This window comes from Arthrobacter sp. ISL-5, from assembly GCF_018613835.1.
Classification (GTDB): Bacteria; Actinomycetota; Actinomycetes; order Actinomycetales; family Micrococcaceae; genus Arthrobacter.
The window spans coordinates 103,973-127,118 of the sequence record NZ_JAGGPM010000032.1 but is presented as its reverse complement, the minus strand read 5'-3'; the positions used below and the strand labels follow the sequence as shown (position 1 = coordinate 127,118).

Annotated in this window: 20 protein-coding genes; 6 read left to right on the top strand and 14 right to left on the bottom strand. The window is 67.3% G+C overall.

The window, feature by feature from the left end; translation table 11 throughout:
* Positions 1-128: 128 nt before the first annotated feature.
* The gene (locus J7I89_RS18220) at positions 129-1,931 is read right to left on the bottom strand and encodes a glycerol-3-phosphate dehydrogenase/oxidase (RefSeq protein WP_214973218.1); all 1,803 of its coding nucleotides are present in this window, start codon (positions 1,929-1,931) and stop codon (positions 129-131) included.
* Between the two features lie 137 nt (positions 1,932-2,068).
* Here J7I89_RS18220 and J7I89_RS18215 point away from each other — a divergent pair, with 137 nt between their 5' ends.
* The 5 genes from J7I89_RS18215 to J7I89_RS18195 all read left to right on the top strand — a co-directional run bounded on the left by J7I89_RS18215 (position 2,069) and on the right by J7I89_RS18195 (position 6,601).
* Positions 2,069-3,031, top strand: coding sequence for a sugar-binding transcriptional regulator (locus J7I89_RS18215; RefSeq protein WP_214973217.1), 963 nt, complete (start codon positions 2,069-2,071; stop codon positions 3,029-3,031).
* Positions 3,032-3,381: 350 nt separating this feature from the next.
* Positions 3,382-3,588: a hypothetical protein gene (locus J7I89_RS18210; RefSeq protein WP_214973216.1), complete on the top strand. Its 207-nt coding sequence runs from the start codon at positions 3,382-3,384 to the stop codon at positions 3,586-3,588.
* A 128-nt stretch (positions 3,589-3,716) separates the two neighbouring features.
* A complete protein-coding gene (locus tag J7I89_RS18205) occupies positions 3,717-4,586 on the top strand; it encodes an aldo/keto reductase (RefSeq protein WP_214973214.1) in 870 nt (289 codons plus the stop codon).
* 12 nt (positions 4,587-4,598) lie between these two features.
* A complete protein-coding gene (locus tag J7I89_RS18200; protein ID WP_214973212.1) occupies positions 4,599-5,528 on the top strand; it encodes an alpha/beta fold hydrolase in 930 nt (309 codons plus the stop codon).
* Complete coding sequence (locus J7I89_RS18195; RefSeq protein ID WP_214973210.1) at positions 5,525-6,601, top strand: glycosyltransferase family 1 protein; 1,077 nt, start codon at positions 5,525-5,527, stop codon at positions 6,599-6,601. The genes J7I89_RS18200 and J7I89_RS18195 overlap by 4 nt, the downstream gene beginning before the upstream one ends.
* A 6-nt stretch (positions 6,602-6,607) precedes the next feature.
* Here the strand turns inward: J7I89_RS18195 and J7I89_RS18190 are convergent, their stop codons facing one another.
* The 13 genes from J7I89_RS18190 to pyrR all read right to left on the bottom strand — a co-directional run bounded on the left by J7I89_RS18190 (position 6,608) and on the right by pyrR (position 21,685).
* Positions 6,608-8,740, bottom strand: a complete 2,133-nt coding sequence (locus J7I89_RS18190; RefSeq protein ID WP_251045516.1) for a primosomal protein N' — start codon at positions 8,738-8,740, stop codon at positions 6,608-6,610.
* 83 nt (positions 8,741-8,823) lie between these two features.
* Positions 8,824-10,059, bottom strand: coding sequence for a methionine adenosyltransferase (metK, locus tag J7I89_RS18185; RefSeq protein ID WP_214973208.1), 1,236 nt, complete (start codon positions 10,057-10,059; stop codon positions 8,824-8,826).
* 76 nt (positions 10,060-10,135) lie between these two features.
* The gene (coaBC, locus tag J7I89_RS18180) at positions 10,136-11,398 is read right to left on the bottom strand and encodes a bifunctional phosphopantothenoylcysteine decarboxylase/phosphopantothenate--cysteine ligase CoaBC (RefSeq protein ID WP_214973206.1); all 1,263 of its coding nucleotides are present in this window, start codon (positions 11,396-11,398) and stop codon (positions 10,136-10,138) included.
* Between the two features lie 40 nt (positions 11,399-11,438).
* Positions 11,439-11,699 carry a DNA-directed RNA polymerase subunit omega gene (rpoZ, locus tag J7I89_RS18175; protein ID WP_056635274.1) on the bottom strand — a complete coding sequence of 87 codons (261 nt, stop codon included), beginning with the start codon at positions 11,697-11,699 and terminating at the stop codon, positions 11,439-11,441.
* A gap of 39 nt (positions 11,700-11,738) precedes the next feature.
* Positions 11,739-12,311 (bottom strand): guanylate kinase, encoded by a 573-nt coding sequence (gene gmk / locus J7I89_RS18170; protein WP_214973204.1) that lies wholly within the window; start codon positions 12,309-12,311, stop codon positions 11,739-11,741.
* A 43-nt stretch (positions 12,312-12,354) separates the two neighbouring features.
* On the bottom strand, positions 12,355-12,678 hold the full coding sequence (gene mihF / locus J7I89_RS18165) for an integration host factor, actinobacterial type (RefSeq protein ID WP_251045536.1): 324 nt from the start codon (positions 12,676-12,678) through the stop codon (positions 12,355-12,357).
* A 90-nt stretch (positions 12,679-12,768) separates the two neighbouring features.
* Positions 12,769-13,650 (bottom strand): orotidine-5'-phosphate decarboxylase, encoded by an 882-nt coding sequence (pyrF, locus tag J7I89_RS18160; protein WP_214973198.1) that lies wholly within the window; start codon positions 13,648-13,650, stop codon positions 12,769-12,771.
* Positions 13,643-16,957: a carbamoyl-phosphate synthase large subunit gene (gene carB / locus J7I89_RS18155; protein ID WP_214973197.1), complete on the bottom strand. Its 3,315-nt coding sequence runs from the start codon at positions 16,955-16,957 to the stop codon at positions 13,643-13,645. The genes pyrF and carB overlap by 8 nt, the downstream gene beginning before the upstream one ends.
* Complete coding sequence (gene carA, locus J7I89_RS18150; RefSeq protein ID WP_214973196.1) at positions 16,957-18,216, bottom strand: glutamine-hydrolyzing carbamoyl-phosphate synthase small subunit; 1,260 nt, start codon at positions 18,214-18,216, stop codon at positions 16,957-16,959. The genes carB and carA overlap by 1 nt, the downstream gene beginning before the upstream one ends.
* Complete coding sequence (locus J7I89_RS18145; protein WP_214973195.1) at positions 18,197-18,718, bottom strand: hypothetical protein; 522 nt, start codon at positions 18,716-18,718, stop codon at positions 18,197-18,199. Before J7I89_RS18145 ends, carA begins: the two co-directional genes overlap by 20 nt.
* The gene (locus J7I89_RS18140; RefSeq protein ID WP_214973194.1) at positions 18,718-20,109 is read right to left on the bottom strand and encodes a dihydroorotase; all 1,392 of its coding nucleotides are present in this window, start codon (positions 20,107-20,109) and stop codon (positions 18,718-18,720) included. Before J7I89_RS18140 ends, J7I89_RS18145 begins: the two co-directional genes overlap by 1 nt.
* Positions 20,109-21,104, bottom strand: coding sequence for an aspartate carbamoyltransferase catalytic subunit (locus J7I89_RS18135; RefSeq protein ID WP_214973192.1), 996 nt, complete (start codon positions 21,102-21,104; stop codon positions 20,109-20,111). The genes J7I89_RS18140 and J7I89_RS18135 overlap by 1 nt, the downstream gene beginning before the upstream one ends.
* Entirely contained in the window at positions 21,101-21,685 is a 585-nt protein-coding gene (gene pyrR, locus J7I89_RS18130; RefSeq protein ID WP_214973190.1) for a bifunctional pyr operon transcriptional regulator/uracil phosphoribosyltransferase PyrR, read from the bottom strand. The genes J7I89_RS18135 and pyrR overlap by 4 nt, the downstream gene beginning before the upstream one ends.
* A gap of 187 nt (positions 21,686-21,872) precedes the next feature.
* Here pyrR and J7I89_RS18125 point away from each other — a divergent pair, with 187 nt between their 5' ends.
* Positions 21,873-23,141: a PrsW family intramembrane metalloprotease gene (locus J7I89_RS18125; RefSeq protein WP_214973188.1), complete on the top strand. Its 1,269-nt coding sequence runs from the start codon at positions 21,873-21,875 to the stop codon at positions 23,139-23,141.
* The last annotated feature ends 5 nt before the right edge of the window (positions 23,142-23,146 follow it).

The window sequence follows — 23,146 nt, the reverse complement described above, 5'->3', positions numbered from 1 at the left end:
AGGACGGTTGTGCCGTCACCGCGTTGGCTGGTGGCGGCGGCCGGTCCGGGTCTGCTGTGCGGCGGACCCGGTCCGGCCCTGGCGTCCGGGCTGCCCGGCCCGGGCGCCGGGGTCTGTGTGACCCTGGCTCAGGAGACGAGGCTGTGCACCTCGACGCCGTGGTATCGCTTGAGCACCTCCTGCGCGTGGTGGATCTCGGCGGACTGGTCTGCCGTATCCCAGCCGAGCGGCTCCGCCAGGATGTCGGCCATCTCGTTGAGCAGCTCACCAGTGACCAGACCGCGGAAGGCAAGGGAGGTGCGGCGGATCAGAACATCCACCAGGTGGCCGATCTGCTCGTTGGCTGCCATGTATTCCAGCTCGCGGACGCTGAGTTCCCGGGTGGAGCGCAACAGGCTGTCAGGGCCGCCGTCGAGGTAGCTGATGACTTCGCCGGCACGCGTACCGTAGCGGGTCAGGAGACCTGCCACGCGGTCGGCATCGCGGTTCGCGCTCATGTGCGCCTTGATCCATTTCTGGATTCCCGCCTCGCTGTCCGGGAAGCCGGCGCCGCCGCCGATGGCGAGTTTCGCCGTCGAGACTTTCCGCTCCATTGCCAGTTCGGCTAGAACGTCGTTGCTCAGGTGTTCAGCCAGGGCCCGGAACGTGGTCCACTTGCCGCCCACGAGGCTGAGCACGACGGCGCCGCTGCCGCCGGCTTCCGGCGCTCGCCGTTCGATGCGGTAGTCCCGGGAAACGAAGCCTGGCTGGGTCGCGTCGTGCCTGGGCAGGGGCCGGACGCCCGAGAACGTGTAGACGATCTGGCCCCGGTTGACGGCGATGTCAGGGAAGACGTGGCCGATGAGGTCGAAGAAGTAGTCGATTTCGGATTCGGTGCAGACGGCGTCCTCGGACAGGTCGGCGTCCACGTCCGTGGTTCCCACCAGCACACGGTCTCCCATGGGGTAGATCAGGACGATCCGGCCGTCTGTGTGTTCAAAGAAGATCTCGCGGCCGTTACAGGCTGCCAGCAGGCCGGGGTGGTCGAGCACGATGTGGGAGCCCTTGGTGCCGCCCATGAAGGACGATGGCGTGCCCATGGCCCGGTTGGTGAGGTCAACCCACGCACCGGTGGTGTTGACGATGACATCCGCGGTGAAGTCAAAGACCTCGCCGGTCAGTTCATCGCGGAGTTCCACCGTGCTGGAACCGGCTCCGTTTGCTTTGATGGAGGCCAGCGAAAGATAGTTGCTGGCGCGGGCGGTGCTCCCGGCCTTCCAGGCGCCGGCTTTCCCGCCGGCTTTCTCGCCGTCCCGGAGGACGTCGAGGGTGAGGCGCTCGGGGTTATGAACGGAGGCGTCGAAGTAGGTGGCCGCGTACTTGATAGCGGGGTGCAGCATCGGCAACTCGGCCAGCGCCCGCTTCCGTCCACGGAACTGGTGGCGCGGGACGTTTCCGCCGTCACGGGAAAAGGAATCGTAGAGGCTGAGTCCCAGCTTGATCAGGAAGGCCCCGCGCTCCTTGGGCTTGCCGTGCTGCTTGTGTGTCAGGAACCGCAGCGGTGCCGCAAGGATGCCGGAGAAGGTGCTGAAGATCGGAATGGTGGTCTGCAGGGGTTTCACATAGTGCGGCGCGATCCGCAGGAGCCGGTTGCGCTCCACGACGGATTCCCGGACCAGGCGGAACTCTCCGTTTTCGAGGTAGCGGATGCCTCCGTGGATCATGTGAGAGGATGCGCCGCTGGCGCCCTGGCAGTAGTCCCCGCGCTCCACCAGTGCCACGTCCACGCCCTGCAGGGCGAGGTCGCGGAACGTGGCGACGCCGTTGATGCCGCCTCCGATGACGAGGACGCGGGCGTTGGGCCGCTGCCGCAGGCTGGCCACTGAGGCGCGCTCGGCCGTGCCCCGCGCGCCGGAATTGAACGGATGGCCGGATGGATCCTTGAGTCCCAAAACTGCTCCTTTGGGTTTGGTTCGTGGGCTTTATTTCAGGCGGCGCGCCATGGGACGCGCCGCCATTCACCACTATTGTTCGAAGCAATGGAAAATGTAGTCAAGCACTATGCACAAACGTGCAGAACGGAAAGAGCATGCCGCGTCCACGACATTCCGAAGCCCTCCGGGCCGCCCAGTTGTATTACCTCCAGGACCTTAAGATGGACGCGATTGCGCGGGAGCTCCGGACGTCCCGGTCCACGGTTTCGCGGCTGCTGTCGACCGCCCGCGAAACGGGCCTGGTCCAGATCCAGATCCGCAGTCCGCTGGACACCGGCCCGGAACTCGAGCGGATAATCCGGACGCAGTACAAGGTGGATGTGCACGTCGTGCCCGTCCTGGACACCCTGAACGAGGCCGAAACACTGGACCGCGTGGCCATGCAGGCCGCGCGCACCATCGGTCCGCTGGTGGACTCCAACGCCATCATCGGCGTGGCCTGGGGTTCCACGCTCAGCGCCGTCAGCCGGCACCTGACCCGCAAGATCACGCACGACAGCGTGATCGTGCAGCTGAACGGGGCGGGCAACATGCAAACCACGGGCATCACGTACGCGAGCGACATCATGCGCCGCTTCGGCAGCGCCTACGGAGCCCGGGTGGAACAGTTCCCGGTTCCTGCCTTCTTCGATCATGCAGCGACGAAGACGGCGATGTGGAATGAGCGGAGTGTTCAACGCATCCTCGACCTGCAGTCGCGGATGAGCATCGCCATCTTCGGTGTCGGCTCCGTGGACGCCGACTATCCCAGCCACGTTTACGCGGGCGGCTACCTCGACGAGGACGATCTGAACATTCTCGCGAGCTCCGACGTCGTGGGCGACGTGGCCACGGTGTTTTTCCGCGGCGACGGTTCCTCGGACGGCATCACGCTGAACGAACGGTCCACCGGCCCGTCCCTGGACCAGCTTCGCCAGGTGCGCCGAAGGATCTGCGTGGTCTCCGGCGCGTCCAAAATCAACGGCCTCCGGGGCGCTCTGACGGCGGGCCTCGCCACGGATCTGATCCTGGACGAGGCGTCGGCCAGGCGCCTGGTCAGTTTCGACACAGCAAGCTGAACGGTCCCGCGCCTGCGTGGACATAGCTTCTCAAAGTGGCCCGGACTTATGCTGGCCGCATGAAGCTCCTGCGGTCCCTTGCATGGCTCACAGTCTTGCTGCCGGCGCTGGTGCCGGTTACGGGCTGCGCAACGGTTTGCCCGGCCATCGCGTGGATCAACTTCGTCACTGTGGCCGTGGATGGAGACACCCCCAACGTGTCTTGGGTGCAGCTGTGCACCCCGGAGGCATGTTCCCGGGCGACGGAGCGCCCTGCACCGCAGACCGTACTTCCATCCGCGACCGCGACTCCAACCGGGGCCAACGGTCTCGGTTTACCGCCGGGTGGTGGTCCCACCGTGCGTCGCATCATGGTCGAGAAGGTTGGCCCGGACACGTGGCGGTTCGGGTTCGAGATCGACTCCCCCGGGTCAGTCACCGTTCGGGCTCTCGACGCCGCCGGCAAGACTCTCGCCGAGAAAAAGGTGCCGCTGGACTGGCAACGGGTCGGAAGAACGGTGGGATGCGGCGGACCCCAGACCGCGTCCCCCGTCACGCTGAGGTTGAGCACACCCTGACTTCTCCTCCACGCCGTCGTCCTCTGTTTGCGCCAATAGGGGAAATGTCCCCAGCAACGCAGCAACGCGTCCGGCTGTGATGATGGGGGTTCCACGCGTCCCTGCGCCATATCGGTAGAGTCATAACCATGACTACCTCACCCCGGCTCAGCCTGAACAACGGCGTGCTGATCGACCAGTTGGGATTCGGGCTCTACAAGGTTCCACCTGAGGACGCTGCCAGGTTGGTGGCCACGGCCCTGGAAGCGGGATACCGGCACTTCGACACGGCTGCCATGTACGGCAACGAATCCGGCGTGGCCCGCGGAATCGGTTCGCTGTACGGGGTGGAGGCTGCCCGCGGCGGTTCGGGCGAGGCCGCACCGCCCACCTCGCGGGAAGACCTCTTCATCACCACGAAGGTCTGGAACGACGACCACGGCTACGACGCCACACTCCGCGCCTTCGATACGTCCATGGTCAACCTTGGACTCGAGTACGTGGACATGTACATGATCCACTGGCCGTGCGCCAGGCGCGGACTGTTCGGGGAGACATACCGCGCCCTAGAGACGCTGTACCGCGAAGGAAAAGTGCGGGCGATCGGCGTATCAAACTTCCAGCCGCAGCACCTGGACCAGCTGCTGGAGACCGCCGAGGTGATACCTGCGGTCAACCAGATCGAGCTTCATCCCTGGCTGCAGCAGGCCGAGCTCCGGGAAAAGCACCGCGGGCTGGGAATCCTCACGGAGGCCTGGAGCCCGCTGGGCCGCGGACAGGTCCTGGAGGATCCTGTCATCCAGGCGCTCGCCGCCGAGCATGAAGTGACGGCCGCCCAGGTCATTCTGCGGTGGCAGGTGCAGCTGGGCAACATCGCCATTCCCAAGGCCAGCTCCGCGGACAGGATCCGGGAGAACCTCGATATCTTCCGCTTCGAGCTCTCCGAACTGGACATGGCGGACATCGCCGGCCTGGACCGCGGCTACCGCACCGGCTCCCACCCCGACAACGTCAACTAGGATCCACACAGCATGCAAACAGCAGACTCCGAGCCGTCCACAACGCCGTCCTTTTTCAGCCGCGACCTTGCAGCCAGGACCAGGGCCTCCGACGTCGACCTCCGGGGCACCACTGTGGCGTACTGGACCTACGAACCCGTGCGGACGACGCCGGAAACGCGCACCATCCTGGTCATCCACGGCTTCCGCGGCGATCACCATGGCCTGTTGCGCGTCGCCGACCAGCTGCCCGAAATGCGGCTGATCATGCCCGACCTTCCCGGATTCGGCAGCTCCGAGGCCTTTGCCGACGACGGCCACAGCGTCCCCCGCTACGGCCAGTTCATCAACGACTTCATGGACGCCCTGGACCTTGGTCCGGACACCGTGCTGCTGGGACACTCCTTCGGCTCCATCGTGGCGGCCCACTTCGCCGCCCGCCACCCGCGGGCTGTCCGGCCGCTGATCCTGATAAACCCGATTGCAGCGCCCGCCCTGGAAGGTCCCAAGGGCGCCATGACCCGGCTCGCCGTGCTGTACTACCGGCTCTCGGCCCGGCTCCCCCGGGGACTGGGCCTGCTCCTGCTGCGCAGCCGGCTCATTGTCAGGGTCATGAGCATCGCCATGGCCAAAACAAAGGACAAGGGGCTCCTGAACTTCATCCACGGGCAGCACCATGCCTATTTCAGCGCGTTCGCCAACCGCGAGAGCCTGCTGGAATCCTTCACGGCATCAGTCAGCAGCAACGTGGCCGAGGTGGCGGAGGAACTCACCCTGCCGGTCCTGCTGATCGCCGGGGAAAAGGATGAAATCGCCCTGCTGAAGGACCAGCACAAGCTCGCCGCCCGGCTCCCGGACGGCGAGCTGGACGTGATTCCCGGCGTCGGGCATCTGATCCACTACGAAACACCGGAGCCGGCCGCCGCTTTCATCCGACGCTTCCTGAAGGACCACCCCGCGTGAAAATTGTCATCGACGCCCGTTTCACCCGGACCGACCACCATGACGGCATCAGCCGCTACGGCGCGAGCCTCATCGCCGCGGCGTCGAAAATCGCCGACGTCTCCATGCTCATCAGCGACCCCCGGCAGCTGGCCCTCCTGCCGGATGTGCCCTACACGCTGATCAACAGTCCGCTCTCCCCCGAGGAGCTGTTCGTGGCCCGGAAAGTCAATGAACTTGGCGCCGACGTGGTGGTGTGCCCCATGCAGACCATGGGCACGTGGGGGCGGAAGTACGGCCTCGTGCTGACGCTGCACGACCTGATTTACTACGAGCACCCGGAGCCGCCCGGGTTCCTGCCGGCGCCGGTCCGCATCCTGTGGCGGCTCTACCACAAGGCGTTCTGGCCCCAGCGGCTCCTGCTCAACCGCGCGGACGTCGTGGCCACCATCAGCCGGACCACGGAGGCCCTTATGGCCAAGTACCGGCTGACCAACCGCCCTGTCCGCATCGTCAGCAACGCCCCGCAGCCCGCGCAGCTCCCGCGCGACCCCGCTGTGGGTGCCGACAAAACCCTGCTCTATATGGGTTCGTTCATGCCGTACAAGAACGTGGAGACCATGCTCGCCGGGATGGCGGAGCTGCCCGGCTACACGCTGCACCTGCTCAGCCGGATCACGCCGCACCGCCGCGCCGAACTCGAGGCCCTGATTCCCGACGGCGCGAACGTCGTCTTCCATAACGGCGTTACCGACGACGAATACACCGTGCTGCTCAAGCGCACCACGGCTCTGGTCAGCCTGTCGAAGGCCGAGGGCTACGGTCTTCCCCTCGTGGAGGCCATGGCGCTGGGCACTCCGGTCATCGCCAGCGACATTCCGATTTTCCGTGAGGTGGGCGCCGACGTCGCCACGTACGTGGACCCGGAGTCGCCGGACGCCTTTGCCGCGGCCGTCCGCAGCCTCGGCGACGACCGGCACTGGCAGGAAGTGTCCCGGCGCTCGGTGGAACGCGCCAACGAATTCAGCTGGGACGAGTCCGCCCGGCAGCTGGTTGACGTCGCGGCGGAAGTCGTGGCACTCCGCGCCGGCTAGGGCTGCCTAGAGGACGTCCACGCCGTCCAGCCGCAGCTGCACGGGGTCTTCGGTGCGTTTCGCCGCACTGGCCGCCTTCGCGGCCCTGAGGAGCCTGGTCACGGCGCCGGCCTGGCCGTACGGAATGAACAAGAGGGTGCGGACGTCCTCGGCCCTCGCCGCTGCGGTGCCGGCGGCCTGCCCCGGTGCGGCCGCAGGCAAGGACAGCGCAGGGAGCAGCGGCGCCGGACCGGCGATGCGCAGCTCCACGCCCTCCCCCGCGAGGAGTTTCGTGACCGACGCTGTGAAATGAGCGACGGCGGCGCGTCCCCCGGTCACGGAGGCCACCCGTACCGCCGGCGGAAGCTGCAGCTCGGTGCGCAGTGCCAGCTCGCGCTGCGCATATCCGGCAGGGTCCCAGCGGAGCAGGGCTCCCACAGCGGCGGTGTCGTCGGCGGTGATCACCACGACGCCGCCTTCCTGGGCCGGGCGCACGAGGGCGGCCGCATTGAACCACCGCCGCACGGCATCCTCTCCTGCCCGCAGGTTTTCGCGGCGCAGCAGCGAATCGCCATCGAGCAGCAGGGCGGCCGCGTAGCCGCCGGCCGCGACGGGCTCGGCCCCTACGGTGGCCACGATGAGCGCCCCGGTGTCCGCGACGGTGGCTTTGACGTGGTCGCCGGAGGAAGTGACGACGGCTTTGCCCGGGAAGGCCCTGCCCAGCTCTTCGGCCGTGCGCAGGACCCCCGTGGCGCCACGGCGCAGCCGGGTGCCGTTGCAGTGGCTGCAGCGCCAGGCAGGCGCCGGCGTCGAACACCAGCGGCACTGCGGGACGGCGGAACTGCCGGACGCACCGGCAACGGCCAACGGCCCCTGGCAGGACTGGCAGCGGGCGGCCTCACGGCACGTCTCGCAGGCCAGCGAGGGTGCGTACCCGGAGCGGGCAACCTGGACCAGCACGGGTCCGCGTTCCAGGCCTTCCTTGGCCGTGCGCCACGCAGCGCCGGGCAGGCGTGCCATCCTGGCTAGGGGGTCGCGTTCCATTTCAAAGCTGTCCGCGGTGTTGAGCACGCGGGGAACGGTCCGGCGGACCACGGTGCGCTCAGCCTCCACGGGCATGGCCCAGCCTGCATCCACGAGGCGCTGCAGTTCCGTGCTGCGGGTGTGCCCCGCCAGCAGGCATGCGGCGCCTTCCTGCTCCGCCCGGAGCAGGAGCACTTCCCGGGAGTGGGCGTACGGGGAGCGCTGCTCCACGTGGAGATCGTCGCCGTCGTCCCAACACGCTACGAGGCCGAGGTTCCGGACCGGCGCGTAGGCTGCCGAGCGCGTGCCGACCGCCACGCCGGCAGTGCCGTTGAGGACCCGCAGGTAGCTGCGGTACCTGGGCGTCTGGCCGTCGTCTGCGGTGAGCCGGGCGATGTCCCCGGCGGGAAGGACCTCCTCCAGGGCGGACTGTACCCTGTCCAGGTCGCGGTAGTCAGGGACCACGACCACCGCGCCCCGGCCGGACTGCCGAACGGCCGCCACCGCCCCGGCAAGGAGCCGGGGCCAGCCGCCCGGACCGAAGCCCTGCAGGGCGCTCAGGACAGCACGGGGTGAGCCGCCGGCACTCAGGTGACGGAGAAACGCGGCGCCGTTCCGGTAATCCGCCCATCCGGCACCGGGTTCGGTGCCGGGAGGGGAAACGGCCACAGCTGGCGCCACTGCATCCTCCGCAGCAATTTCCTTCTCCACCTTCACGACCCTGGGCGGTATGGCCACGCGGAGCACGTCGCTGACCGTGCCCGCGTACCGGCCGGCAACACGGCTGGCGAGCTCCCGAAGTTCGGGCGTAAGGACAGCGACGGGCGAGACAACCTTGTGCAGCGGCACCAGGACATGGCCGGCGTCGGACTCCTCGGCCCGCTCCAGGATGTAGCCGTTCAGTTCCTGGCCGCTGAACTTCACTTTGACCCGCACGCCGGGCTGCGCTGTTTCGTGGAGATCCGCCGGCACGCTGTAATCGAACGGCCGGTCCAGGTGCGGCAGGGACGATTCGATCAGCACGCGGGCCACGGGGCGGACGCTCGCCAGCGGCGGCCCCGTGAGGGTCCTGGTGCTGGCGGGAAACCCCTGCAGCAAGGAAAGCTGCAGGGGCTGGTCCGGCATGCCGTCAGACATAACGCCTACCTCCGTCCTGAATTAACCACCAGCCAAGCACACGGGTATGACATTCCTGGCTGCTGACGCCTTCGGGCAACGGGTTAGGCGTTGAAGTACGCCTTAAGGTCATCCACGCGGTCCAGGCGCTCCCAAGTGAAGTCCGGATCATCGCGGCCGAAGTGGCCGTGGGCCGCAGTCTTGGCGTAGATGGGGCGCTTGAGGTCGAGCGCATCGATGATGGCGCGCGGCCGGAGATCAAAGATCTCGGCGATCGCGGCACTGATCTTGGCAGGATCCACGGTTTCGGTTCCGAACGTTTCCACGTACGTGCCCACCGGACGGGCCTGGCCGATCGCGTAGGCGATCTGGATCTCGGCCCGCTTGGCCAGTCCGGCCGCCACCACGTTCTTGGCAACCCAGCGCATTGCGTACGCCGCGGAGCGGTCCACCTTGGACGGGTCCTTGCCGGAGAAGGCGCCGCCGCCGTGGCGTGCCATGCCGCCGTAGGTGTCGACAATGATCTTGCGGCCGGTGAGTCCGGCATCGCCGACCGGTCCGCCGATCACAAACGCGCCTGCGGGGTTGAGGATGTTGGCAGTCCGGGAGATGTCCAGGTTTGAGAGGGCAAGCACGGGGTCGATCACATGCGAGGCGAGGTCGGCCCGGAGCTGGTCGAGGCTGAATCCCTCGGCGTGCTGGCTGGAGATCACGATGGTCTCGACCGAGACCGGCCGGTCTCCGTCGTACCCGATGGTGGCCTGGGTCTTTCCGTCCGGACGCAGGTACGACAGTTCGCCGCTCTTGCGCACTTCGGTGAGCCGTTCGGACAGCCGGTGGGCGATCCAGATCGGCACGGGCATGTAGGACGGCGTCTCATCGCTGGCGTAGCCGAACATGAGGCCCTGGTCGCCGGCACCCTGGAGATCGTAGTCGTCCACCTGGCGGCCTTCGCGGGCTTCCAGCGAATTGAAGACTCCGCCGGCGATGTCGTTCGACTGCTGGCCGATGGACACGGACACACCGCAGCGGGCGCCGTCGAAGCCGTTGGCCGACGAGTCGTAGCCGATGCCCAGGATGGTTTCGCGGACGATCTGAGGGATCTCGACGTAGGCGTCCGTGGTGACCTCGCCGGCTACGTGGACCAGGCCGGTGGTGGCCATGGTCTCCACGGCCACGCGCGACTCGGGGTCCTTGGCAAGCAGGGCGTCCAGGATCGCGTCACTGATCTGGTCACAGATCTTGTCCGGATGGCCTTCGGTCACCGACTCAGACGTGAAAAGCCGGAGCGCGGACGGTACGGACCCGTGGGATTCTGGAATGTGCAGCGGTAAAGTCACTCAACTACCTTACTGGTTGGCAAACGGACGGGCGTCGGCGTATGTCCCCATGCTAAGGAGACGTTCCTTACGCCCGTCAGGTTCGCGGAAAGACCTTGCTCAGCTCAGCGCTGATGCGATCGATGACAACGGCGGCCACGTCCTGTTTGGAGCCGGACGCCGATTGGGGTTCGGAGCCGGTCCGCGAAAGGATGACCACGGAGTTGTGGTCCTGGCCAAAAACCTTGTCCGAGCCCACGTGGTTCACCACAAGCAGGTCACAGCCCTTGCGTTTCAGCTTCTCCTCGGCATACCCGAGGACGTCGCCGTGGGCGTCCCCGGTCTCGGCGGCGAATCCGACCACCAGCTGGCTGTTGCCCCCGGCGTCGCGGACGGCCACGAGTTCATGGAGGATATCGGGATTCCGGATGAGCGTGATGACGGGATCAGCGGCGTCGTCCCGCTTCTTGATTTTGGTGCCGGAGACGTCCGCCGGGCGGAAATCCGCCACCGCGGCGGCCATGATGACGACGTCGGAATCGGCTGCCGCCGTCAGGACGGCTTCCCGGAGCTGCAGGGCGGTCTCGACCTCCACGAGTTCGACCCCCGCCGGAGCGGGCACCTCCATGTGGGCGGCAATGAGCCGCACCGTGGCTCCGGCGTCCCGGGCGGCCGCGGCCAGCGCGACGCCCTGCTTCCCGGAGGAGCGGTTTCCGAGGAACCGGACGGGGTCCAGGGGTTCGCGGGTGCCGCCGGCGCTGATGGTCACGGTCCGGCCGGTGAGCGGGAAGAGCGGAGCCTCGGACCCGCCGTGGCCGGGAACGACTTCCTGCAGGCCGCGTGCCAGCGCCATGGCCGCTTCAAAGATGGCCTCAGGTTCAGGCAGGCGGCCCGGACCAGAGTCTGCGCCGGTCAGGCGCCCGCTGGCGGGTTCCAGCACGGTTGCGCCCCTGCTACGGAGGGTCTCCACATTGGCCTGCGTTGCGGGGTGCTGCCACATTTCTGTGTGCATGGCGGGGGCGAAGAGCACGGGGCCGCTGGCCATGAGCAGCGTGTTGGTGAGGAGGTCGTTGGCCTGCCCGGTCGCGGCGCGGGCCAGCAGGTCTGCGGTCGCGGGGGCCACGACCATCAGGTCGGCCTCGTGGCCAAGCCGGACGTGGTTGACCAGATGGACGTCGTCGAAGACGCTGTTGGTCACCGGGTTTCCGGAGAGCGCCTCCCAGGTCGCCACACCGACGAAGCGGGTGGCCGCTTCGGTGGGAATGACCGTGACGTCATGGCCGGCTTCAGTAAAAAGCCGGAGGAGCGACGCCACCTTGTAGGCGGCAATCCCTCCCCCGACTCCGAGGACTATGCGCACGTGACCTCCGTCAACAGGCAGTCTGTTTACTCTGCGGAAGTTACTCTGCAGCTTCGACGGGAGTGGCGACCAGCTTGCCTTCGTTGATCTCGCGCAGCGCGATGGACAGCGACTTCTCGTTCAGCTTGGTGTCAACCAGCGGTCCGACATACTCGAACAGGCCCTCGTGCAGCTGGGCGTAGTAAGCGTTGATCTGGCGTGCACGCTTGGCACCGAAAATCACCAGTCCGTACTTCGAATCGGCAGCCTTCAGCAGCTCGTCGATCGGCGGGTTGATGATGCCTTCAAGGTTCGTGGACACGAATTCTCCAAATTCTAACGGGCTGGCACGATCCGGCGGCTAGCGCGGGTGTGGGGTCAGCCCCATGAGTGAAACAAGCTCGTCCGCTGCCCGGCGAACGTCGTCATTAATAACGGTGTGGTCGAACTCCGGTTCAGCAGCAAGTTCTACTTTACCGGTTTCCAGCCGTCGCTGCTGTTCCTCGGCGCTTTCCGTGCCGCGGCCCACAAGGCGACGTACCAACTCTTCCCAGCTGGGCGGTGCTAGGAAGACGAACTGCGCATCCGGAAGGGCCTGCTTTACCTGGCGTGCGCCCTGCAGGTCGATCTCGAGCAGGACCGAACGTCCTTCGGCAATAGCTTGCTTTACCGTGCTCTTCAGAGTGCCGTATGTGTTCTGTCCATGCACCACGGCCCATTCCAGGAATTCGCCGGCGGCGACCAAGGAGTCGAACTCCTCCTTCGACTTGAAGAAGTAGTGCACTCCATCGACCTCCCCCGGCCGCGGAGCACGCGTGGTAGCTGAAACGGACAGCCAGACCTCGGGGTAATTGTCGCGGATATAGGTGGACACGGTGCCTTTACCAACAGCCGTAGGACCTGCGAGGACTGTCAGTCCGGGTTTCTTGCTCACGTATTCCTTTGGGCGGTCTTCAGATGACTCTGTTCGGATGGATCTATTTCTCGTTCATAAAATCTACCAGCGCCCGGCGCTGGTGGACGCCCAGCCCCCGCACCCTACGGGAAGCTGCGATGCCCAGGTTGTCCATAATGGCGGCTGCCCGGACCTTTCCGATCCCCGGCAGCGCCTCGAGCAGTTCGGAGACGCGCATGCGGGCGATCGCTTCCTCAGTGCCCCCGGAGTCCAGCACCTCGGCGATGGACAGGTCACCGGTTTTGAGTCTCTCCTTGGTGGCGGCCCTGGCAGCCCTCGCCGCCGCGGCCTTCTTCAACGCATCGGCTCGTTCCTGCGGCGACAAGGGTCGTAAGCTCACGGTCATTTCCCCCGGGGTCATCCAGCGGATCCAAGGCCAGGGCGGGCGTTGGACTTTTCCTGAACCTACCCCCTGCCGGCCCGAGAAATCAATGGACTATTCGGCGCGGAGCCCGTCAAGCGTGCGCGCCGCCGCGTCGGTCAGTTCCCGGATCCCCGGACCTGCCTTGAGGATGTCCCGGCTGGACGTACCCAGCACCTGCGGGTACGCCGGGCCGAACGTCCGCCGCAGATCTGCAGGGGTGGCTCCCTGGGCGCCCAGGCCGGGAGCCAGGATGGGTCCGCGGACGGCTTCCAGGTCCAGGTGGAGGTCCGCCAAGGCAGTCCCCACGGTGGCCCCGACCACCAGGCCAACGGAACCAAGCGGTCCCGCGTACCGCGCGTTTTCGCCGGCGGCGGCCTGGACAATCCTGCGGGCCACGGAGTCGCTTCCGCCCACGTGCTGGACTGAGGCACCCTCCGGGTTGGAGGTCAGGGCCAGGACGAAGACGCCGCGGCCGTATTCGGCGGCCAGGTCCAGGGCTGGACGGAGTGACTCGAACCCCAGGTAGGGGCTCAGGGTCACGGAATCCGCTGCGAGGGACGAGCCGTCCCGCAGCCACGCGTCAGCGTACGCGGCCATGGTGGAGCCGATGTCTCCGCGCTTGGCGTCGGCTATGCTCAGCACGCCGGCCTCCGCCGCGGCAGCAAGCGTCCGCTCGAGTGCCGCCATCCCGGCGGAGCCGTGGCGCTCGTAGAGCGCCACCTGGGGCTTCACCGCGGCAGCGAGGGAACCCACGGCCTCCAGGACGGTCAGTGAGAAGCGCTCCAGGCCCGCGGCGTCGTCGTTCAGCCCCCAGCTGTCCAAGAGCGCAGGGTGGGGATCGATGCCGACGCACAAGGGGCCGCGGTCGGCCATTGCCCGGCCCAGCCGGGAGCCGAAGGACTCCCGACCGGGCGAGAGGGCCGCTGCGGCTGCGGCGCCGGCCGCCTCAGGCATTCTGCGCTGCCGCATTCTGCGAGGCCACGAGGGCGGCGGCGTGCTCCTGCAGGCTCGTCACGGACCATTCGTAGGTGCGGAGCGCCTCGATCGCCTGGACGGCGGCGTTGAATTCGGCCACCGTAGTGATGCACGGAATACCGATCGAGGTGGCCGCGGCGCGGAGTTCGTAGCCGTCGCTGCGGGCCTCGCCGCCGGACGGGGTGTTGAACACCATGTCGATTTCGCCGGCCACCACCATGTCGGCGATGGTCCCTTCGCCTTCGGCACTGCTGCCCTCGGCAACCTTGCGCACCGGGGTGGCCTGGATGCCGTTGCGGCGCAGGACGTCGGCGGTGCCGCCGGTGGAGACAATCTCGAAGCCGAGGTCGGAGAGGCGCTTGACGCCCATGATCACCGAGCGCTTGTCCCGGTTGGCCACGGAGACGAAGATCTTGCCCTCGGTGGGGAGGGCGTTGTTCGCGGCGGCCTGGCTCTTGGCGAAGGCGGTGTCGAAGTGCTTGTCAATGCCCATGACTTCGCCGGTGGAACGCATTTCCGGCCCGAGGAGGGAGTCGACGACCTTGCCTTCGGGAGTGCGGAAACGGCTGAACGGCAGGACCGCTTCCTTGACCGAGACCGGCGCGTCCAGCGGCAGGGTGGAACCGTCGCCGGTTTCCGGCAGCATCTTGTAGGCGCTGCGCAGCTGGTTGATGGTCACGCCGGTGCCGATCAGTGCGGCGGCCTTGGCCATCTGCACGCCGGTGGCCTTGGAGACGAAGGGCACGGTGCGGGAGGCACGCGGGTTGGCTTCCAGCACGTACAGGACGTCCGAGGCCAGCGCGAACTGGATGTTGATGAGGCCGCGGACGCCCACGCCCTCGGCGATGGCCCGGGTGGCGGTGCGGACGCGCTCCAGCACGTTGGCGCCCAGCGTGATGGGCGGCAGGACGCATGCGGAGTCGCCGGAGTGGATGCCGGCTTCCTCGATGTGCTCCATGATGCCGCCGAGGTACATGTCCTTGCCGTCGAACAGGGCGTCGACGTCGATCTCCACCGCGTCTTCGAGGAACCGGTCGATCAGCACCGGGTGCTCCGGCGTGATTTCCGTGGCGTTGGCGATGTAGCGGGACAGGTTGGGCTCGTCATAGACGATCTCCATGCCGCGGCCGCCGAGGACGTAGGACGGGCGGACCAGCACGGGGTAGCCGATCTCGTCCGCGATCTTCTTGGCGTCCTCGAAGGACACTGCGGTGCCGTTCTTCGGGGAAATGAGCCCGGCCTTGTCCAGAACGCGCGAGAAGGCGCCGCGGTGCTCGGCGAGGTCGATCGCTTCCGGTGAGGTGCCCAGGATGGGCACCCCGGCGTCGGCCAGCTGCTGGGCCAGCTTCAGCGGGGTCTGGCCGCCGAGCTGCACGAACACGCCCATCACGCCGCCGGTGCGTTCCTCGGCCGCGATGACCTCGAGCACGTCCTCAAGGGTCAGCGGCTCGAAGTACAGGCGGGTGGAGACGTCGTAGTCGGTGGAGACGGTTTCCGGGTTGCAGTTGACCATGACGGTCTCGTAGCCGGCCTTGCGCAGGGCCATGGAGGCGTGCACGCAGGAGTAGTCGAACTCGATGCCCTGGCCGATGCGGTTGGGCCCCGAGCCGAGGATCAGGATGGACGGCTTGGCGTGCAGGGCCACCTCGTCCTCCTCGTCGTAGGAGGAGTAGTGGTACGGCGTGTAGGCGGCGAACTCGGCGGCGCAGGTGTCCACGGTCTTGTAGACCGGGCGGATGCCGAGGGCCTGGCGCACTCCGCGGACCACGGCCTCGGAGTTGTGCGTGAGGGCGCCGATCTGCTCGTCCGAGAATCCGTGCCGCTTGGCCCGCTGGAGCATCTCCACGGTCAGGGCGCCGGACTGGCGGATCTCGCGGGAGATCTCGTTCAGCAGCTGGAGCTGGTCCAGGAACCAGGGATCGATCTTGGTTGCCTCGTAGAGCTCCTCGATGCTGGCCCCGCCGAGCAGGGCGCGCTGGACCTGGTGCAGGCGGTCCGTGGTGGGGCGTTTGGCCTTCTCGATCAGCTCCGGGACTTCCCATTCCGGAACGTGGCTGAAGTCCAGCTGCGAGCCCTTCTGCTCGAGGGACCGCAGCGCCTTCTGCAGGGCTTCGGTGAAGTTCCGGCCCATGGCCATGGCCTCGCCCACCGACTTCATGGTGGTGGTGAGCGTGGGGTCGGCTGCCGGGAACTTCTCGAAGGCGAACCGCGGAACCTTGACCACGACGTAGTCCAGGGTGGGCTCGAAGGAGGCCGGCGTCTTCTGGGTGATGTCGTTGGGGATCTCATCCAGGGTGTAGCCGAGCGAGAGCTTGGTGGCGATCTTGGCAATGGCGAAGCCGGTGGCCTTGGACGCCAGGGCCGAGGACCGGGACACGCGCGGGTTCATCTCGATGACGACGACGCGGCCGGTGTCCGGCTCGATCGCGAACTGGATGTTGCAGCCGCCGGTGTCCACGCCGACTTCACGGATGACGGCGATGGAGATGTCGCGCAGCCGCTGGTATTCGCGGTCCGTGAGGGTCAGCGCAGGAGCCACGGTGATGGAGTCGCCGGTGTGGACGCCGACGGGATCGAAGTTCTCGATGGAGCAGACAACAACGACGTTGTCGTTCTTGTCGCGCATCATCTCGAGTTCGTATTCCTTCCAGCCGAGGATGCTCTCTTCGAGCAGGACCTCGCTGGTGGGGCTGTACTGCAGGCCCTGGCCGACGATCCGGCGGAGGTCCTCTTCGGTGTAGGCGAGCCCGGAGCCCAGGCCGCCCATGGTGAAGGAGGGGCGGACCACCATGGGGTAGCCGAGGTCCTCTGCTGCCTTCAGCGCCTCGTCCATGGTGTGGATGATGTGGCTGCGGGCGGACTCCGCACCGCAGCGCTCCACGACGCCCTTGAACTTCTCGCGGTCCTCGCCGAGTTCGATCGCGGCGATGTTCGCGCCGATGAGCTCCACGTTGTACTTTTCCAGCACGCCGTTCTTGTCCAGCGCGATGGCGGTGTTCAGCGCCGTCTGTCCGCCCAGGGTGGGCAGCACGGCGTCGGGGCGCTCCTTGGCGATGATCTTCTCCACCACCTCGGGGGTGATGGGTTCGATGTAGGTGGCGTCGGCGAACTCCGGGTCCGTCATGATGGTCGCCGGGTTGGAGTTGACGAGGATGACGCGCAGGCCTTCCTCCTTGAGGACGCGGAGGGCCTGGGTGCCGGAGTAGTCGAATTCAGCCGCCTGGCCGATCACGATCGGGCCGGAACCGATGACCAGGACGCTCTTAAGGTCAGTTCTCTTAGGCATTACTTCTTGTCCTCAGTCTTGGATTCGGTGGCAGTCTTTGTGTCGGTTGCAGCGTCCGCCATCAGGTCGATGAAGCGGTCGAAGAGGTACGCGGCATCGTGGGGGCCGGCGGCGGCTTCAGGGTGGTACTGGACCGAGAACGCCGGGATGTCGAGGCACGCGAGCCCTTCAACGACGTCGTCGTTCAGGCTGATGTGGCTGACCTCGACCCGGCCGAAGCGCTCCTCCGGCGCCGTGGTGGGGCCGTCCAGGGGCGCGTCGACGGCGAAGCCGTGGTTCTGCGACGTGATCTCGACCTTCCCGGTGCGGCGGTCCATGACCGGCTGGTTGATGCCGCGGTGGCCGTACTTGAGCTTGTACGTGCCGAAGCCCAGGGCACGGCCCAGGATCTGGTTGCCAAAGCAGATGCCGAAGTAGGGCAGCTTCTCGTCCAGCACGGAGCGGAGGAGCTTGACCTGGTTGTCGGCCGTGGCGGGGTCGCCGGGGCCGTTGGACATGAAGAAGCCGTCCGGGTTGGTCGCCTTGACGTCCTCGAGGGTGGCGGTGGCGGGCAGCACGTGGACGCGGACGCCGCGCTCGGCGAAGCGGACGGGCGTCATGGCCTTGATGCCGAGGTCGATCGCGGCGATGCTGAACCGGGCATCGCCCTCCCAGCCGTGGTGCTTCGGTTCGACGACGTAGGCCTCGTCGATGCTGACTTCCTCGGCCAGTCGGGCGCCTTCCATCGGCTCGCTGGCGAGCACCACGTCCAGCAGTTCCTTTTCGGTGGCCTGTGCGGCCTCACCGGAGAAGATGCCGGCGCGCATGGTCTTGTGCTCGCGCAGGTGGCGGGTGATGGCGCGGGTGTCCACGCCCTGTATGCCCACGATGCCCTGCTCCACGAGTTCCTCGTCCAGACTCCGCTCCGAGCGCCAGTTGGACGGGCGCCGCGCGGCGTCGCGGACGATGTAGCCGGCCACCCAGATGCGGCGGGATTCCGCGTCCTCGCTGTTCACGCCGGTGTTGCCGATGTGCGGGGCCGTCTGCACCACCAGCTGGCGGGCGTAGGACGGGTCCGTGATGGTCTCCTGGTAGCCGGTCATGCCGGTGGCGAAGACCGCCTCCCCCAGGGCCGTGCCCTGGGCGCCGTAGCTGCTGCCGCGGAAGATGCGGCCGTCTTCGAGCACCAGGGCGGCCGGGGTGGAACTTGCCGCCTGGGGTGCAGTCACTGTGTTTACTTCGTTGGGATCCGTCACTGTATTACTTTCCACTATGGGCATCGGCCTGGGGGCCTGCGTAGATCAATTCCTGAAGAGTTTTGAGGAGGGCCGGTTTGTCCGCGGCCCGGCGGGTCCGGAAACCCGTGTCCAGTTCGTGGGTTCCGAGGGACCAGCTGAGAACCAGCAGGCCGTCCTTCTCGACGAACTTGCCGGCCATGCCGCTGTCCTGGCGGACGCCGGCCAGGCTGGCCGCCGGGATGAAGAGCGGCCCGGCTCCGGACCGTTCGAACAGCACACCCTCCGGGTGGACGGTGAGTTCCGCGTTCGTGCGGATTCCCAGGCCGTGGACCGCGATGCGGTCCAGCCAGTCGCCTGCCGTGGTGGTGGCCACATACTGGCCGTCGGCGGCGGCAAGCGGCAGGCTCAGCTCCGCCGGAACCGCGGGCAGCTGTTCGACGTCGGACTGGCGGCGGAGGCGGTTCCGCCACCCGATGCCGATCAGGACCAGCACGACGGCGATGAGCGGCAGCGTGATAACCAGCGTCAGGGTCTTATTGTCCATCAGTACCCGCCCGCCGGCGCTGTGGCGGCGTCGGCCGGGTGACGGTAGGGGGTGTTGAGTTTGCCGTCCAAGACGGTGGGGTGTCCCTTGAAGAACGTGGCCATCACCTTGCCCGGAAGCTCCATGCCGCGGAACGGCGAGTTGCGTCCCATGGTGGCCATGGTGGACGGGTCCACGGTCCAGCGTGCGGCCGGGTCCACCAGGATGATGTTGGCGGGCTCGCCTTCTTCCAGGGGCCGGCCCTGGTCGGACAGGCGGCCGATGCCGGCCGGCGCGAAGGAGGTGGCCCTGGCGAAATCAGCCCAGGTCATGAGGCCGGTCTCGATCATGGCGTGCTGGACGACCGAGAGTGCGGTCTCCAGCCCGGTCATTCCCATCGCCGCCTGGGCCCATTCGCATTCCTTGTGTTCGCTCGGGTGCGGTGCGTGGTCCGTGCCCACGACGTCGATGGTGCCGTCGGCGAGGGCGGCGCGCAGTGCCTGGACGTCCGCGTCGGTGCGCAGCGGCGGGTTGACCTTGTAGACGGGGTCGTAGCTGCGGACCAGCTCGTCGGTGAGCAGGAGGTGGTGCGGCGTCACTTCAGCGGTGACGTTGATGCCGCGGGCCTTCGCCCAGCGGATGATCTCCACGGAGCCTGCCGTGGAGACGTGGCAGACGTGGAGCCGCGATCCGACGTGCTGGGTGAGGAGGACGTCGCGGGCGATGATGCTTTCCTCGGCCACGGCTGGCCAGCCGGTCAACCCGAGGACGGCGGAGACATCGCCTTCGTTCATCTGCGCCCCGGCCGTGAGGCGGGGTTCCTGCGCGTGTTGGGCCACCACGCCGTCGAACGCCTTGACGTATTCGAGGGCGCGGCGCATCAGGACCGGGTCATGGACGCAGATGCCGTCGTCCGAGAACATGCGGACCCGGGCGCGCGAGTCGGCCATGGCGCCGAGCTCGGCCAGCTGCTCCCCCGCGAGCCCGACCGTGACGGCGCCCACGGGACGGACGTCGACCCAGCCGGCGGCGCGGCCCAGGCTGTGGACCTGTTCCACCACGCCGGCGGTGTCGGCCACCGGCGTGCTGTTGGCCATGGCGTGGACGGCAGTGAAGCCGCCCAGCGCGGCCGCCCTGGTTCCCGTCTCGACGGTTTCCGCGTCTTCGCGGCCCGGTTCCCGCAGGTGGGTGTGGACGTCCACCATGCCCGGCAGGGCGATGAGGCCGTCGGCGTCGATGATGGTGGCGCCGTCGGCCGAGAGGTCCGTGCCGCGCCCGGCGATGATGCCGTCGCGGATGAGCAGGTCCTCGGCTCCGGCCCCCAGGATCGCCGCCCCGCGGATGAGGTAGGTTCCGGTGCTTCCGGCGGTGGCGTTATTGTTTGTGCCGTTATCGGCAGATTGTTCAGCCATCAGTTGCTCTCCTTCAGGGTGGCGGCTGGTTCACGGGTGTCCCCGGAGAGCAGCAGGTACAGGGCGGCCATGCGGACGGATACTCCGTTGCGCACCTGTGCAAGCACGGTGGAACGCGGCGAGTCGGCAGCGGCGGCGGAAATTTCCAGGCCGCGGTTCATGGGGCCGGGGTGCATGATGATGGTGTCCTTCAGCCCCAGGCTGTCCAGCGCCCGGAGCCTGTTGTCGTCAAAGCCCCAGCGGCGTGAATACTCGCGCGTGGAGGGGAAGTACGAGGCATTCATGCGCTCGCCCTGGACGCGGAGCATCATCACGGCATCCACGCCCTTTTCCAGGGTTTCGTCCATGTTGTAGCTGACGCTGCAGGGCCATTGCTCGACGCCGATCGGCAGCAGCGTGGGCGGTGCCACCAGGGTGACCTCGGCGCCGAGCGTGCGCAGCAGCCAGACGTTGGAGCGTGCCACGCGGGAGTGCAGGACGTCGCCGGCAATCGCAACGCGCATGCCTTTGAGGTCAGCGCCCGTGGAGGGAAGCCCCGCGAGCTTCGTCCAGTGGCGGCGCATGGTGAACGCATCCAGCAGCGCCTGGGTGGGGTGTTCATGGGTGCCGTCGCCGGCATTGATGACGGCGGCGTCGATCCAGTCGGTCGCCGCGAGCCGGTGCGGAGCGCCGGAGGCCCAGTGGCGGATTACGACGGCGTCCGCCCCCATCGCGGACAGCGTCTGGGCGGTGTCCTTGAGGGACTCGCCCTTGGAAACGGACGATCCCTTGGCGGCGAAGTTGATGACGTCCGCGGAGAGCCTCTTGGCGGCTGCCTCAAAGGAGATGCGGGTCCGGGTGGAGTCCTCGAAGAAGAGGTTGACCACGGTGCGGCCGCGGAGCGCCGGCAGCTTTTTGACTTCGCGGTCGCCGACGGCGGCCATTTCCTCCGCGGTGTCGAGGATGCGGACGGCATTGCCCAGGCTGAGGCCTTCGGTGGACAGCAGGTGCTTCATGCGCCGGCCTCGATAACAACTTCATTGACGGCCTGGCCGTCGATGACGTCGGTCTCCTCGAGGCGTACCCGGACTTTTTCGGCCGAGGACGTCGGCAGGTTCTTGCCCACGTGGTCGGCCCGGATGGGAAGCTCCCGGTGCCCGCGGTCGATCAGCACGGCCAGCCGCACGATGCGGGGGCGGCCGAGGTCAACGATCGCGTCCAGCGCGGCGCGGATGGTGCGGCCGGAGTACAGGACGTCGTCAATCAGGACAACAACCTTGTTGTCGATTCCGGACAGCGGCAGCTGCGTGCGGTGGGGCGGCCTGGTGGGCTGGTGGGACAGGTCGTCACGGAACATGGTGACATCGAGCTGCCCCACGATCGCGGTGGCATCAACGGCGGGATCGGCGGCTGCGATCTTCTGGGCGAGCCGGACTGCCAGCGGATAGCCGCGGCGTGGAATGCCCAGCAGCACCAGGTCCTTTGAGCCTTTGTTGGCCTCGAGGATCTCATGGGCGATACGAGTGAGTGCACGGTCGATGTCCGCGTGGTTGAGTACAACCCTGGCCGGGACCGGTGCCTGTGTGACATGAGTCAACGCTCGTCTCCCCTTTCCCCGCCTCACGGGACGGAATTAAAAAAGGAACATTTGCCTTCCAAAATTACCACACGGACGCCCCGGCGCAGCCCGGTCGGAAGGCGTCGTCGGTCACACCTGCGGCGGCCGGAGCTTGCGGCCGAACAGGCCTTTGGCGACGCGCATCCCGCCGCATAGGCTCATCTCTATGTCGATGAACCCGCAGCAGCCTGCGCCCGGCCCGTCAGGCAACCGCCCCGGTGACCCGCAGTGGCAGTTCCGTGAACAGGCCAACCCCAGCTGGATGGGTCACGTCCAGCCGCAGAACTACCGGCTGGCGCCCGGGCACAGCGGGGGTTCGGTAGCCCAGGTCATCCCGGCGTCCGCGTCCACAGTCGGCGTGAGGGCGTCGGGCGGCGTGCTGGGGCTCGTCGTGGGCGGAGGAATCCTCGCCGTCGTCAGCCTGTTCCTGGTGGTGCCCTTCCTGCTGGCCAACACCGGCACTACCGGGTTCGCCATCGGCTTCGCCGCATCGCTGATCCCGCTGGGCGCCGTGCTGGGCTCGGTGTACATCATTGACCGCTGGGAACCTGAGCCGAAGAGGCTGCTCCTCTTTGCGTTCACGTGGGGCGCCGCGGTGTCCATCGCCGTGACGCTGCTCATCCAGCCGGTATTCGCCCTTGCTGCCCCGTACTCTGACGAGGCCGCCTTTCGCGATTTCATGACCACGGTCCAGGCTCCGGTGGTGGAGGAATTCGCCAAGTCCCTGGGCCTGCTCCTGCTGCTCCTGATGGCCCGGAAAAACTTTGACGGCCCGGTGGACGGGGTGGTGTTCGCGTTCACCATCGCGGGCGGCTTCGCGTTCACCGAGAACATCCTCTACTTTGGCCGCGCCATCGCCGAGTCGGGCACGCCCGGCAGCGACCTCGCCCAGATCTTCTTCCTGCGCGGTGTGATGTCCCCGTTCGCCCACGCCATCTTCACGGGAACCACCGGCCTGATCATGGGGCTCGCGGCGCGCCGCTGGCACTCGGGCGCATCGGTTGTGGCCTTCGTGGTGGGACTCATACCCGCCATGATCCTGCACAACAGGTGGAACAGCATGGGGCAGGACTTCCTGGCGCAGTATGTGCTGGTTCAGGTCCCCATCTTCCTGCTGGCGGTGGCCTGCATCGTGGTGCTGCGGGTCGCCGAAACCCGCCTCACCCGCCAGCGCCTGCTCGAGTACGCCGCCGCGGGCTGGTTCACGCCGGTCGAGGTGGAGATGCTGGCCACCCCCGGCGGCAGGCGGCAGGCCGTGCGCTGGGCCGGCGCCTACAACCGTGCGCCGCAGATGAAGGAGTTCGTCGAGGCAGCCACGAGGCTGGCATTCACCCGCCAGCGGATCCTCAGCGGCAGGGACGTCCAGGCACACCAGCAGGACGAGGTGCAGCAGCTGCACGAACTCGTCGCGTTGCGCGCCGCCGTCGGACAGTGAAACGC